The following is a 13388-nucleotide window of genomic DNA, read 5'->3' as shown; positions in this document are numbered from 1 at the left end:
GTGGATCGGAAGGTTGCGGCATTCTTCGATGTCGATAACACGCTCATCCGCGGTGCCAGTGCATATCACCTGGCCCGCGAGCTGTATCGACGCGAGTTTTTTGGTGCTCGTGACATTCTATTCGCAGCCCGCCACGCCGCACTCTATTCGCTTTTCGGCGAGACGGTGCCGCGGGTCGAAGCCGTACGAAGCCGCGCCCTGGCAGCGATCAAAGGCCATGCCGTCGCCGAAGTGATCTCCATCGGGGAAGAGGTCTACGCCGCCGTCCTCGCGCCCCGGGTCGTCACCGGAACCAAACACATCCTCGACGATCACCTGGCGCAGGGGCACGAGGTATGGCTCGTCACCGCAACCCCCGTCGAGCTATCGGAGCACATCGCCGCGCGCCTGGGCGCGACGGGCTCCTTAGGAACGCGCGCTGAACACGTCGACGGAATCTACACCGGTCATCTATCCGCGCCGTTCTTGCACGGCCAAGTCAAAGCCGATGCCATCCGGCAGTTAGCCGCTGAGCGCGGCATCGATCTTGCCGCGTCCTTTGCCTATGGCGATTCACTCAACGACGTTCCCCTGCTTGCCGCGGTCGGTAATCCCGTCGCGATCAATCCCGAGCCCCGGCTCAAGGCGTATGCCAGCGAGCACGGCTGGCGGATCACAACGTTCAAGCAATCGCGCCGTCGCCTCATGACGGGGATCGGGCGCGGCGTCCAATCGGCCTCGCTCGCAGGATTGCTGTGGGCGGCCGCAGCCGTGGTTAAGTCGCTGCGGGGACGCACCCGATAGGGACACAAAAGGCCCGGAATTCTTCCGGGCCGGTGTGCGCGCTTACTTCTTGTTGCGGCGCTGGTGACGAGTCTTGCGAAGCAGCTTACGGTGCTTCTTCTTCGACATGCGCTTGCGGCGCTTCTTGACTACAGATCCCATATGGTCCTCACAGATTAATGTTGGTTCGCGGCCGAGCCGCAGGAACAAGATGCTAGTTTACCCGCTCGCCTCGATATCGCGATCGCTATCCCAGGAGCCAAGGCCGGATGCAATGAGATCGTCGACAGCGGATCGGGGGACACGAAACGAACGCCCGACCCGAACGGCCGGCAGTTCACCGGCGTGAACCATACGGTACACCGTCATGCGAGACACCCGCATCAGGTCAGCGACCTCCGCGACGGTAACAAAGCGCGGGGCTCCTTCTAGCTGGGCCATGACTGTCCGTTTCTCACTCAACCGCCGCGAAATACATGGGTTCGGCGGGCATTCTCCCTGGTGTGATATTCCCAGATTTTGCTGTTGATCTCAACCGGGTTCGCCTCACAGAATCAGTGGATCGATGCCGAGGTCGGGAAAAGCGGCCGATCGCGTGGCGTTGATCGCGCGATCAATCGGGTCGGCCGGGTCAAAGCCCCACGAAAATGGCTTGAAACTCACATCTACACCATCGCCCATCGTGCGGGGTAGATAGCCCTGGCTCGGGCAGTGCCCGGTGGCGGCTGCAAAGTCCAGCCAGCTCTGTGGAATGGCATCCGCGACGTCAATGGGGTGGCCGGCCGCGATCGCGACGAGGTGCGTCCAGGCGCGCGGCGGCACCGAACATACGGCGTAGCCACCACCGCCGAGCCCCACCCACTGCCCATGGGCGTAGGTATCGATCAGCTCTCGAAGCATGAGGGCCGCGGCGCGCATGCCGTCGATGGAAAAGGCTAGGTCGGTCAGTGGATCCCGCACGTGCGAATCGCACCCGTGCTGGGTGATGACTATCTCGGGGCGCAGCTCAGCCAGCACGGGCTCGACGATCGCCTCCAGGGCGCGCAATGCCTGGCCATCGCTCGTGCGCGGCGGCAGCGCAAGGTTGACGCTGTGGCCGCGGGCGTTCGTCCCGCCGATGTCTTGGGGGTAACCGGTAAAGGGAAAAAGCGTGTCGGGATGCTGATGCAGCGAGATCGTCGTGACCCGCGGATCGTCGCGGAAGACCTTCTCGACGCCATCACCGTGATGGGCGTCAATGTCGATATAGACGATGGAGGATGTCCCGGCCGTAAGGAGGTCTGCGATCCCGACGGCGGCGTCGTTGTAGATGCAGAAGCCCGCGGCCTTGGCGGGCATCGCGTGGTGCATCCCGCCGGCAAAATTCACCGCCCGCTTCACCTCACCCGAACGAACGATGCGGCAGGCCGCAACGGTCCCACCGGCGAGCCGAGCGGCAGCGCGATGCATGTGCACAAAGGGTGGGCAATCGGCATCGGCGAGGCCAAAGCTGTAGCCGTCATCGGGCATGGTGCCGTCGGAGGCAGCTTTGATGGTCGCAACGTAGTCGGCGCTATGGACTCGGAGCAGTTCCTCATCCGTCGCGACCGGTGGGGCGAGCACGTGAACCGTCGGTAATGCGGTGAGCCCGAAGGCCTGGATGAGTTCATAGGTCAGTTCCAGGCGGACGGGCGCCATGGGGTGGAAGGGGCCGAAGTCGTATTCGGTCAATTCCTCGCTGTAGTACACCGCCAGGTCTGCCATGGGGCAACGCTATCGCGCGCGCTACGCTTGGGGGTACCTAACGGCTTCGCTGGGTGATGAGGAGGATCCATGTCGCGTACCCGCGCGCTCGCGAGGCGGTCACGAGACTGGGTCGATGAAATCGCCCAGTCCTCTCCGGCCCGGCTCGCTCTCCTCGTCTTTACTGCCATCGTCCTCGTGGTCACCGCGCTGCTGTCGCTCCCGATCGCGACGGCTGACGGGCACCGCGCGCCCCTCGCCGATGCGATGTTCACGGCGACCAGCGCTGTGTGCGTCACGGGACTTGTCACCGTCGATACCGCCACCTACTGGTCGACCTTTGGGCATACCGTCATCATGGTGGCGATGGCCGTCGGCGGCCTCGGCGTCATGACTCTCGCGTCGATCCTCGGATTTGCCGTCTCCCGCCGGATCGGCCTCACGCAGCGGATGCTCACCGCTCGCGAGACCAAGACCGACCGCCTCGGCGAGGTGGGCTCCCTCATCATCGCTGTCATCGTTGTATCGCTTTCGGTGGAGATCGCTCTCACGCTGGTCCTGCTCCCCCGCTTTACAACGCTCGGGGAACCGTTCGGGGAAGCCTTGTGGCACGCGTCCTTTATGGCGGTGTCCATCTTCAATAACGCCGGATTTGTGATTCTGCCTGAAGGGTTGCAGCCCCATCTCGGCGATTGGTGGATCGGACTGCCGATCACTGTCGGCACTGCGATCGGCGCCATTGGCTTCCCGGTCCTTCTCAATCTGCGCCGGCATCTGTTTCACCCTCGACACTGGTCACTGCATACCAAGCTCACGCTGGTGATGTACGGCTTCCTCTCGGCGCTGGCCTTCCTCGTTATTCCAGCAATGGAGTGGACGAATCCCGCGACCTTTGGCCAGATGAATACCTCGGAGAAGATCCTGACTGGGTTGATCTACTCGGTGAACGCCCGCTCTTCTGGAATCGAGACGATTCCCGTGGCACACATGCGGGAAGCGACCTGGTTCTTCCAAGATGCCCTGATGTTTGTCGGTGGCGGGACCGCGTCAACCGGCGGCGGCATCAAAGTGACAACCTTGGCGGTGCTGCTGCTCGCCATCGTCGCCGAAGCCCGGGGTGATCGCGACATCGAAGCCTTCCAACGCCGGATTCCACCCGGTACCGTTCGACTGGCAGTCGCAGTCGCGTTTATCGGCGCCACCCTCGTTGGGCTGGCGACCCTGATCTTGTTGTCGATTACGAATCTGCAACTCGACATGGTCTTATTCGATGTCATCTCCGCTTTTGGCACGGTGGGACTCTCGACGGGTATTACCGGGCATCTGCCCGATGCAGGCAAGTATGTCCTGACTGGAATGATGTTCATGGGTCGTGTCGGCACCATGACGCTGGCTGCTGCTCTTGCCCTGCGCTCGCGGCGCCGCGTCATTCGGATGCCGGAAGAGCGTCCGGCGGTAGGCTAAGACCAGGTTTCATAAGGAGTTTTCATGCCGGAACGTCGCACCAATTCGGGCGTCCTTGTCATTGGCCTCGGCCGTTTTGGCTCAGCCCTGGCGATCACCTTGGAGAGGTCAGGTCGAGAGGTTCTCGCAGTAGAAAAGAACCCTGATCTCATCGAACAGTGGTCGGGCAGACTCCCCCTGGTTGAGGCCGATGCCACGAATCCCGAATCCCTCGAACAGCTCGGCGCCTCCGAGTTTCCGGTAGCGGTCGTTGGCGTGGGAACGTCGCTGGAAGCTTCAGTCTTGATCACTGGCAACCTGGTTGATCTCGGAATGCCGGAGATCTGGGCGAAAGCGATCTCCGCGGAACACGGCCGAATCTTGCGTCGAATCGGAGCTCACCACGTCGTCTATCCCGAACATGATGCCGGGCAGCGCGTGGCGCACATGGTCTCGGGCCGGATGCTCGACTTCATCGAAATGGAGGACGGCTTCACGATCGTGAAGATGCGTCCGCCGCGCGAAACGTGGGGCTTCACCCTCGCCGAATCCGATATCCGTAGGAAGTACGGCATTACCGTCATCGGGGTGAAGCCCCCGGGCGAGCCCTTTGAATACTCGACCGAAAACACTCGCATTAACCGGGACGACATTCTTATCGTCTCCGGCAATACGGAACTGCTCGAGCGTTTCGCGCAGCGTCCCTAGTTACTTCTCGATAGGACCGAGCACAAGATTGGCCCACGCCGCATGCGTTGATTCGTCATCGGAGGGCTGGAAGAGGCCCGCGAGGACGTCGCGGTAGAGGCGCGAGAGTTCGTGGAAGTTGTAGTACGAGCGTCCGCCACATGCCCGAATCGCTTTTTCCACGGAGTTCTTTGCGGCTTCGGTGGCACGCACCTTGATCGCCGAGACCATCGGCATCCATAGTGGCCCGCGGTCCACTCCCTGATCGATATCTCGCGCGGCAAGGGTGAGCTGCGGGTAGATGCCATCCATCTCAATTGCTGCGCTGGCGAGCCGCCAGCGGATATCCGGATCGTTGGCGTAGCTCGTTTGGTTCTTCACGCTGGCACGGTTCTTGACTGTCTCGGCCGCTACCTCGATCGCGCGCTTGCCGATGCCGGTGTAACAGGCCGCGAGCAGGATCTCGAAGTGGGAGAAGATCCCCCATACAACCGGGTGAGCGTTAGGCCCCGGCTCGATACGGCACAGAATCTGTTCTGCCGGCGCGTGTGCCCCTTCCAGCTTGGTGGTGTGGGACTGTGTAGCCCGCATCCCCAGGGTGTCCCAGTCTTCCTTAATGGTGAAGCCGCCGCCTTCCCGGTTTAGTACCGCGAAGACGCTCATGGGATCTCCCTCGGAATCATCCCGTCCAAATGTCATCAGCCGCGTCCACGCCGGTGCTAGGGAGGTGAAGATCTTCGTGCCGGTGAAACTGAAGCCGCCCTCGCCATCTGGCTGTGCATCGGTGATGGATCCGAACAGGACGAGATCGTTTGACGGTTCGGAAATCCCGAAGGCAAACAGGTGGCCCTCGCCTGCATCTTTCAAAATGCGAGCGCCACCTTCGAGACCGGCATCGTGCAGCATCCTGCCGACCCCGACGACAATGTGGTGCATATTGACGGCGAGCGCTGTGGCCGGAGCGGCACCGGCGAGCCGAATCTGCTCGTTGACGATCTCCTCCAACGTGAGCCCAGCTCCCCCGAACTCCGTGGGCACGAAGGCGGAGAGATAACCTGCGGCTTTCAGATCAGCAAGATCCTCGTCGAAAAATACGTTCTCCCGGTCGGTTTTCTCCGCCCGGGAGTGGATCGTTGAAAGAAGCTCGTCGGTGAGCACTGCGCTTGTCATGACATCCTCGATTCGATCGGCCACTGCACTTGACGCCATTGTTTCGCGGCAGGCAGCTGTACTCAAGTGCATGCCTGCTGTCAGCGACGTCCTCACCACCCCGTAGGCTGGCCCCATGGCTCGAACAAAGGCGGCATATGCATGCACAGACTGCGGGTGGACGACCACCAAGTGGGTGGGACAGTGCCCGGCCTGTAAGGCGTGGGGAACCGTTGAGGAAGAGGCATCGGTGGCGACCTCCGTTCGCGCTGTGACGGCCTTAGCGCCATCGCGCCCGGCCCAACCGATTGACGAGGTCAAGGCTGAAGATGCCCGCGCCCGCACAACCGGATTGAGCGAGCTGGACCGCGTCCTTGGCGGTGGCATCGTTCCCGGAGCGGTGATCCTGCTGGCCGGTGAACCGGGCGTCGGAAAGTCGACGCTGCTCCTTCATGTCGCCGCTCGCGCGGCCCAGAGAGCTTCGAGGACAGGCGCTGGTCCGGTTCTGTATCTCACGGGGGAAGAATCCGAAGCCCAGGTGCGTATCCGCGCCGACCGAATCGGAGCGGTATCGAGTAATCTGCTTCTTTCCTCCCTCACTGATGTTGGAGCGGCCCTCGGACATATCGAGCAGACGCGCCCCTCAATGGTGATCGTCGATTCCGTCCAGACCTTCGCCTCCGCGGATATTTCCGGCGTCCCAGGTTCTGTCACTCAGGTGCGAAATACGGCCGGAGCGTTCATTGAGGTTGCCAAGACTCAAGGGGTCCCGATCGTCCTGGTCGGACACGTTACGAAAGACGGTTCGATTGCCGGACCCCGAGTCTTAGAACATCTCGTCGATGTCGTCTGCCAGTTCGAAGGCGAGCGCCATTCTCGTCTCCGCATGTTGCGCGCGTTGAAGAACCGGTACGGCGCGACCGATGAGGTTGGTTGTTTCGACCTGACAGATGCCGGAATCATCGAGCTGCCCGATCCGTCCGGGCTCTTCCTCGAAGGCGCGGACGTCCATGTGCCAGGCACCTGCGCCACGATCACCCTCGAAGGCCGCCGACCGATGCCGCTGCAAGTGCAGTCCTTGCTGGCAGAAACGACGTTTTCTTCCCCCCGGCGCACGACCTCGGGCCTGTCCCAATCTCGAACGATGATGACCCTTGCCGTTCTGCAAGCACGGCTCCGCCTGCCTCTCGGCAATTTCGATATCTACGTCTCCACGGTCGGTGGCGCGGCAACGAGCGAGCCGGCTGTCGACCTGGCCATTGCAACATCCGTCGCAGGTGCGGCGCTCGATAGAACCTTCCGCCCCGGCTTCATTGCCCTTGGCGAGGTCGGACTGACCGGTCAGCTTCGCTCTATTGTGGGCATTGACCGCCGCCTCAACGAGGCAGCGCGGCTTGGCTTCACCGACGCGATAGTCCCGAAGCAGGCCGCTGGCCGCGCCAAAGTGCCTGCCGGCATGTCACTGCACCCTGTCGACTCGGTATCAGCAGCCCTGCGGGTGGGACTCGACATGGATGCCTAGCGCGCTGGTGCACCGGTCGGCAATCAGGGCACTACCATAGAAGTGTTCGAGCACACATGAGAATTGGGGGCACCCGTGGTTTCACCAGACCTTCGCTCCACACTCGCCCGGGTCGCGCCTGGCACGGAGCTCCGTGATGGTCTAGAACGCATCCTGCGGGGTCGTACCGGCGCCTTGATCGTGCTCGGGGATAACGACGTGGTGGAATCGATTTGTTCGGGTGGCTTCCAACTTGATGCCGATTTCACCGCGACCCGGCTGCGTGAGCTATCGAAGATGGATGGCGGCGTTGTCCTGGATGCCTCGCTACGAACCATCACCCGCGCCAATGTGCAGTTGCTCCCGGCCTCAGATATCCCCACCACAGAAACCGGGATGCGGCACCGAACAGCTGACCGGGTTGCCAAGCAAACAGGCTTTCCCGTCATCTCAGTTTCCCAATCGATGAGCATCATCGCCCTGTACGTCGAGGGCACCCGCCACGTGCTGGAAGACTCAGACGTCATTATTTCCCGGGCGAGCCAGGCCCTCGATACTCTGGAGCGCTACCGGACGAGGCTCGATGAGGTCCTTGCTACCCTCACCTCGCTTGAACTTCGCGGACTCGTGACCGTCAGCGATGTCGCCGTCGTCATGCAGCGTCTCGAGATGGTCATCCGGATTTGGGACGAGATCGAGTCCTACGTCATCGAGCTTGGAATCGATGGCCGGTTGCTCAAGCTGCAGCTGGATGAACTCGTCACGGGTGTGATCAAGGACGGTGAACTCGTCCTAGCGGAGTACTCCCGAGTTCCGCCGGAGCAGGTGTGGGACGAACTCGACCATCTCACATCGGCGCAATTACTCGAGCCACAGCTCGTCGCCGCAGCGCTCGGCCTCGGCGGCGAAGCTCGCGGTGTGGATCAACTCCTGCCCGTGCGTGGGCTTCGTTTGCTCTCCAAGATTCCGCGCCTGCCGTCAGCGGTGGTCGAAGAGCTCGCGGTCCATTTCGATTCGATCGAGGATTTGCTCAGCGCATCAGCAGCAGACCTGCAAGAAGTCGAAGGCGTCGGCCCACAACGTGCGCGAGCGATCCATGATGGCTTGGAACGCCTCGCCGAACTGACGATGTTCGGCCGCCGTTAGCTAACGGACTTCAAAGGTCGCAGAGTCTTCCGCTCCGCCGACTGACACCTTCACCTTGTAGACGCCCGGCTTTGCCTTATCGCCTGCCTCGCATCCCGAGGTTCTATGCTGCCCGGGCCACACGATCGTCCGTGTCGTCTCTTCGCCTGCTGGCAGCAGTAACGTCTGCGCATCACCCGCACACGAGGCACTGGTCCAGATGGTCTCGTCACCGGAGGTGATGACGGTAGCGATCCGGGCATCGGTCGTGTCAACCAAGCAGGGAACGGGGAAGTCGTTGGTGATGTGAGCGACGACGTTGAATCCCCCGCCGCTGCGATTAGCGATGTCGACGGAGACCTTCACGCTATCGGCCGGACACACCTCCGGTGCCCTACCCTTGAGCGCCATAAGACGCTCCTGCTCATCAAGTGCTGCCCACTCCGCCGACGATGTGGGGACCGGATTAGCGGTGGGCTCAACCTTCGAGTTTTGCGTCAACGACTGGGTTATGGCCTTGGTAGCGGCCCAGGCCCCCCAGATCACGAGTCCCGCCAAGGCCAAGACAAGCAGGGCAAAGACGACGCGTCGCACCATGATCTGCCCCCGAGTCGGGCGCTTAGCCTTGGTCCGGTTCGATTTCGCTGCGGTCGGGCGCTTCCCGGAAGCACTGGCTGAACGCGCAGCATTACGCGGCGCCGACTTGGTCTTCGGCGCTTGCTTTCGTCCATTATTCTGGGCCACCTGCTACCTCCAGTAATCACGGTAGATGATGGCGCTTCGCTTACGCGCCACGCCACGCTTAGCATTGCCAGGCACAATGAGAGATGTGCCCACATCGCTCACCGCTACCCTGCTGACCTGGTTTGGCCATCACGGTCGATACCTGCCCTGGCGGGAGCCGGGGACGAGTCCCTGGAGCATTCTCGTCTGCGAGGTCATGAGTCAACAAACGCCGGTGTCTCGGGTGGTTCCCCGCTGGCACGAATGGCAACAACGCTGGCCCACCCCAGCTGATCTCGCGGCCGCTGACCGCTCCGACGTGTTGCGAGCCTGGGACCGTTTGGGATACCCGCGGCGCGCCATTCGTCTGCACGAATGCGCCAAAGCTGTGGTCGAACGGTTCGGCGGCAAACTCCCCACCGATGTGGCGACCCTCCTAACGCTCCCCGGCATTGGCCAATACACCGCCGCCGCAGTCGCGGCTTTCGCCGGGGGACATCGCGTCGTCGTCGCAGATACGAATATTCGCCGCGTCCTTGCTCGGCTCCACGGTGAAGCTGGGGTTCCCGCTCACCTTCGACGCTTTGAGCTAGAACGGGCGGAGAGGATGCTGCCGCAGGATCCCGAACAGTCCGTCGTGTTTAACGAAGCACTCATGGAACTTGGTGCGCTGGTATGCACGGCCCGAAACCCCGAGTGCGAGAGTTGTCCCTTGCAACCGCACTGCCAGTGGTTTGCTGCTGGCAAGCCAGCAGACCCCACGCTGCGGTCTCGCACGCAGTCGTGGCACGGTACCGACCGTCAAGCCCGCGGCGCGATCATGGCACAACTCCGCCTCCTCCGAGACCACCAGGCATTACCGCGCGAGGATGCACTGGCGGCCGCCTCATCCGATGTGTCACAGGCAGAACGAGCCCTCTCCAGTCTGATCGCGGACGGCCTAGCGCAGGAGGACGAGCGCGGTTGGATCCGGTTAGCGTCCTCGCGGTAGATTGCACATCGTGAGCACCGAATCTTCCCTCTCCACCGATGACGTCATGCATGCCCGCGCTGTCGCCACGGCACGCCTGAGTTTGATCGTCGGTGTCGCGCTCGCGTTTGCCACCGGAGCACTCAGCGCACTCCTCGTGCTCTCCACCCCGAAGGACGCTGCCGGGCAGGTCGCGCTTTGGCTTGCACCGGTGGGCCTGCTTGGCTCCCTTGTCATTGCGGGCCTTGGATTAGTGCTAGTTTTTGCTCCCGAACCACGTGCGGCGCTTCTTCGTCACGCCCGGGGGCTACGGACCCTGTGGCGTCTCGGGGCGATCGTCATTATTGCTTCGGTCGCAGGTCTCATGCTCATGCGCCCCGGCGCCTGGCTCGTCACGATCCTAGGCACTGTCGTTGCCGCCCACTTCGTCGTGGCAGCCTATGTCCTGTCACCGATGGCCGCCCGCCGCGCCGACCCAAAGCCACTCGGCGCACCCGATCGGCTCGCGGAGTTCTAGGTCAGATCGGCATACAGCGCCGGGATCGCTTGGATACCGGTAGCGACCGCGACACCTAGTAACAACAGCGCGAATACCAGCGTCAAAACGGATGAGGGGACTCGCTTCGTCAGTGGACCCCCGAGCACCCCACCTAGTGATGAACCAACGGCGAACAACGCAATTACTGGCCAGTCAATATGAATATCCGCACCCAGACGCGATGCTAGGCCTGCGACAGACGCAATCACCATGACGAGCAGCGAGGTTCCCGAGGCCTGTTTCATTCCGAACGCCATGACGAGAACCAGCATCGGCACCACCGCGAATCCGCCGCCGACACCGAAAAACCCGGTGAGGAAACCAGTAAGCGTTGCTGACACGATCAACAGTAATAGCCCGTGAGAGTCGCGCGCTGCTGCCGCCCAGGTGGCCTTGCGGACGATCTCATCTTCGCGACCGGCCGCGATGAGTCTTTCTTCTTTTCGAGTCAGGCGCGCCCGTCTCAGCATGACAAGCCCGACGGCGACGAGCAGCACAGCGAACAAGCTCATGAGGACATCAGAGGAGACAAAGCGCGAGAGCAATCCGCCCAGTAACGAGCCGATCGCCGATAGCGCTCCAAAAATCAGGCCATCCTTGACTCGCACATCGCCGGCGCGCCACCGACCCGGCAGCGCCACTAGCGCCGTCACGCCCACGATCATGAGAGATGCTGCGGCAGCGTCGTGAGGATCCTGGTGCAGGAGATACACGAGGATCGGGACAGCGAGGATGCCACCTCCGGCGCCGAGTGCGCCCACGATGATTCCTACCGCTAACCCGATAATAAAAGCCATAAGACTCTCGCCTTTCGTCTGCCGTCAGTGTAATGGGCGCGATAGACGGCCAGCGCATCGGGTCCGCGGTAGGTCCGAGCGCTGTCTCGATAATGGCGGGAGCGTCAGCTCAGCGGTTTGACCAGCGGGAAAAGAATAGTCTCGCGGATGCCGCGACCAGTCAGTGCCATGAGCAGCCGGTCCAGCCCCATTCCCATACCACCGGACGGCGGCATGCCGTACTCCATGGCCTGCAGGAAGTCCTCATCTAGGAGCATTGCTTCCGGATCGCCTGCCGCGGCGACGAGCGCCTGGTGCTCGAAGCGTTCCCGCTGGATGACGGGGTCCACGAGCTCGGAGTACGCGGTAGCGAGCTCGAAGCCTCGAACATAAAGGTCCCACTTTTCCACCACGCCTTCGCGCTCGCGGTGACCGCGGACGAGGGGCGAGGTGTCGACGGGGTAGTTCATGACAAAGGTTGGCGCGTACAGGTTCTTGCCAACCAGTTCTTCCCAGATCTCCTCAACAATCTTGCCGGGAGTGTAGTGCGGGGCGATGCCGATGTCGTGCTTCTCCGCCAACGCCTCGAGCGTTTCGCGCGGTGTTTCGGGAGTGATGTCTTCGCCCACCGCTCCGGAGATTGACTCGTAAAGGTCGATCTCCGCCCAGGTTCCTGAAAGGTCGTACTCGCTACCATCTGCCAGCGTGACGATCTCGGATCCGATCGCTTCGCGAGCTGCGGTCTGGATCAGATTGCGCGTTAGCTCGGCCATTGTTCGATAGTCGCCGTAAGCCTCGTAGGCCTCGACCATCGCGAATTCGGGCGAGTGCGAGGAATCTGCCCCCTCGTTTCGGAAGTTTCGGTTGATTTCGAAGACCTTCTCAATACCGCCCACCACTGCTCTCTTGAGGAAGAGCTCGGGCGCGATGCGCATGTACAGCTCCATGTCAAAGGCGTTCATGTGGGTCACAAACGGGCGGGCGGCAGCGCCGCCATGAATGACCTGGAGCATAGGGGTCTCGACTTCGATGAAGCTGAGCTCGTCGAAGGTCTTACGTAGTGACTTCACGACCGCCGAGCGCGTTCGAACCATCTCGCGTGCGGCGGGACGGGTAATGAGGTCGACATAGCGGCGCCGGACGCGCTCCTCATCCGACAAACTCACCTGTTCGCCGTCTTCGGTCGTGAATGTCTTTGGCAGCGGGCGGATCGCCTTGGACGCGATGCGCCAGTCCTGCGCGAAGATCGATAGCTCGCCGCGGCGCGAGGAGATGACCTTGCCGGCCAGGAACAGGTGATCGCCAAGGTCGACGTCAGCCTTGTAGTCGGTCAGCGAATCGACGCCGATTTCTCCTGCGGAGAGCATGCCCTGAATGGTGGTGCCGGCACCGTCCTGGAGCGTAACGAAGCAGAGTTTTCCGGAATTGCGCTGGTAGATCACCCGGCCTGCGAGTCCAACGACATCCTCGGTTTCTTCGCCAGCTTGGAGGTGACCGTACTTCTCGCGCACGTCCTTGATCGTCGTCGTCAGCGGCACGGAAACGGGGTACGCCTCCCGACCCTGGGACAGGATGCGCTCGCGCTTTTCATGGCGCACGCGAATCTGCTCGGGCTGATCGGATACGTTAGATGCGGAAGTCTCGGTCATAACCCGATGGTATCGGGCAAGTGCTGACTGAAGAAAGCCTCACCCCTTATACCCCTAGGGGGTATCTGTTAGCATGGGTTCATGGTTGAACTCGATACCGCTGAGGCACGCGCGGCCCGCAATCGCCTGGCGCGCGCTAATGGCCAGCTTGCGGCGGTGATCCGCATGATTGATGACGGCGAGGATTGTCGCGACATCCTCACCCAGCTCGCAGCATGTTCCCGCGCCATCGACCGCGCCGCCATCACGTTGCTGTCGACCGGGATGAAGCAGTGCTACCTCGATAACGAGTCGGAAGAAACCCAGGCGGAGCTCGAAAAGCTCTTTCTTTCCTTCACCTAAC

General features: G+C 62.0%; 15 protein-coding genes. 8 read left to right on the top strand and 7 right to left on the bottom strand.

The annotated features are described in order from the left end of the window. Nucleotides 1-783, top strand: coding sequence for an HAD family hydrolase (locus tag MUN85_RS09795; RefSeq protein WP_250506539.1), 783 nt, complete (start codon nucleotides 1-3; stop codon nucleotides 781-783). A 42-nt stretch (nucleotides 784-825) separates the two neighbouring features. On the opposite strand, the gene MUN85_RS09790 is transcribed toward MUN85_RS09795, so the two are convergent. The 3 genes from MUN85_RS09790 to MUN85_RS09780 all read right to left on the bottom strand — a co-directional run bounded on the left by MUN85_RS09790 (nucleotide 826) and on the right by MUN85_RS09780 (nucleotide 2505). Further along, nucleotides 826-924, bottom strand: coding sequence for a 30S ribosomal protein bS22 (locus MUN85_RS09790; protein ID WP_019174583.1), 99 nt, complete (start codon nucleotides 922-924; stop codon nucleotides 826-828). A gap of 57 nt (nucleotides 925-981) precedes the next feature. Further along, on the bottom strand, nucleotides 982-1203 hold the full coding sequence (locus MUN85_RS09785) for a helix-turn-helix domain-containing protein (RefSeq protein WP_092561965.1): 222 nt from the start codon (nucleotides 1201-1203) through the stop codon (nucleotides 982-984). A gap of 105 nt (nucleotides 1204-1308) precedes the next feature. After that, on the bottom strand, nucleotides 1309-2505 hold the full coding sequence (locus MUN85_RS09780) for an acetoin utilization protein AcuC (protein ID WP_250506538.1): 1197 nt from the start codon (nucleotides 2503-2505) through the stop codon (nucleotides 1309-1311). A 69-nt stretch (nucleotides 2506-2574) separates the two neighbouring features. Here MUN85_RS09780 and MUN85_RS09775 point away from each other — a divergent pair, with 69 nt between their 5' ends. Beyond that, the gene (locus MUN85_RS09775; RefSeq protein ID WP_250506537.1) at nucleotides 2575-3948 is read left to right on the top strand and encodes a TrkH family potassium uptake protein; all 1374 of its coding nucleotides are present in this window, start codon (nucleotides 2575-2577) and stop codon (nucleotides 3946-3948) included. A gap of 24 nt (nucleotides 3949-3972) precedes the next feature. Then, nucleotides 3973-4635, top strand: a complete 663-nt coding sequence (locus tag MUN85_RS09770; protein WP_250506536.1) for a potassium channel family protein — start codon at nucleotides 3973-3975, stop codon at nucleotides 4633-4635. Here MUN85_RS09770 and MUN85_RS09765 read toward each other — a convergent pair whose 3' ends face one another. After that, on the bottom strand, nucleotides 4636-5784 hold the full coding sequence (locus tag MUN85_RS09765) for an acyl-CoA dehydrogenase family protein (protein WP_250506535.1): 1149 nt from the start codon (nucleotides 5782-5784) through the stop codon (nucleotides 4636-4638). Between the two features lie 115 nt (nucleotides 5785-5899). On the opposite strand from MUN85_RS09765, the gene radA reads away from it, so the two are divergent. Together radA and disA are read left to right on the top strand one after the other, a co-directional pair. Further along, complete coding sequence (gene radA, locus MUN85_RS09760) at nucleotides 5900-7285, top strand: DNA repair protein RadA (RefSeq protein WP_250506534.1); 1386 nt, start codon at nucleotides 5900-5902, stop codon at nucleotides 7283-7285. Nucleotides 7286-7360: 75 nt separating this feature from the next. Next, nucleotides 7361-8410 (top strand): DNA integrity scanning diadenylate cyclase DisA, encoded by a 1050-nt coding sequence (disA, locus tag MUN85_RS09755; RefSeq protein WP_250506533.1) that lies wholly within the window; start codon nucleotides 7361-7363, stop codon nucleotides 8408-8410. Here the strand turns inward: disA and MUN85_RS09750 are convergent, their stop codons facing one another. Continuing rightward, nucleotides 8411-8986 (bottom strand): hypothetical protein, encoded by a 576-nt coding sequence (locus MUN85_RS09750; RefSeq protein WP_250506532.1) that lies wholly within the window; start codon nucleotides 8984-8986, stop codon nucleotides 8411-8413. A gap of 223 nt (nucleotides 8987-9209) precedes the next feature. On the opposite strand from MUN85_RS09750, the gene MUN85_RS09745 reads away from it, so the two are divergent. Beyond that, complete coding sequence (locus MUN85_RS09745; protein ID WP_250506531.1) at nucleotides 9210-10103, top strand: HhH-GPD family protein; 894 nt, start codon at nucleotides 9210-9212, stop codon at nucleotides 10101-10103. 10 nt (nucleotides 10104-10113) lie between these two features. Continuing rightward, nucleotides 10114-10599 carry a hypothetical protein gene (locus tag MUN85_RS09740; RefSeq protein ID WP_250506530.1) on the top strand — a complete coding sequence of 162 codons (486 nt, stop codon included), beginning with the start codon at nucleotides 10114-10116 and terminating at the stop codon, nucleotides 10597-10599. Here MUN85_RS09740 and MUN85_RS09735 read toward each other — a convergent pair. Next, on the bottom strand, nucleotides 10596-11417 hold the full coding sequence (locus MUN85_RS09735) for a sulfite exporter TauE/SafE family protein (protein WP_250506529.1): 822 nt from the start codon (nucleotides 11415-11417) through the stop codon (nucleotides 10596-10598). The genes MUN85_RS09740 and MUN85_RS09735 overlap by 4 nt on opposite strands. 104 nt (nucleotides 11418-11521) lie before the next feature. Next, entirely contained in the window at nucleotides 11522-13045 is a 1524-nt protein-coding gene (lysS, locus tag MUN85_RS09730) for a lysine--tRNA ligase (protein WP_250506528.1), read from the bottom strand. A gap of 81 nt (nucleotides 13046-13126) precedes the next feature. Between lysS and MUN85_RS09725 the strand changes: the two genes are divergently transcribed. Next, complete coding sequence (locus MUN85_RS09725; protein ID WP_250506527.1) at nucleotides 13127-13387, top strand: metal-sensitive transcriptional regulator; 261 nt, start codon at nucleotides 13127-13129, stop codon at nucleotides 13385-13387. Nucleotide 13388 lies beyond the last annotated feature (1 nt).

This window comes from Bowdeniella massiliensis (assembly GCF_023634005.1).
Classification (GTDB): domain Bacteria; phylum Actinomycetota; class Actinomycetes; order Actinomycetales; family Actinomycetaceae; genus Bowdeniella; species Bowdeniella massiliensis.
The sequence above is the reverse complement of the archived record's forward strand: the minus strand, read 5'-3'. Positions and strand labels throughout refer to the sequence as shown.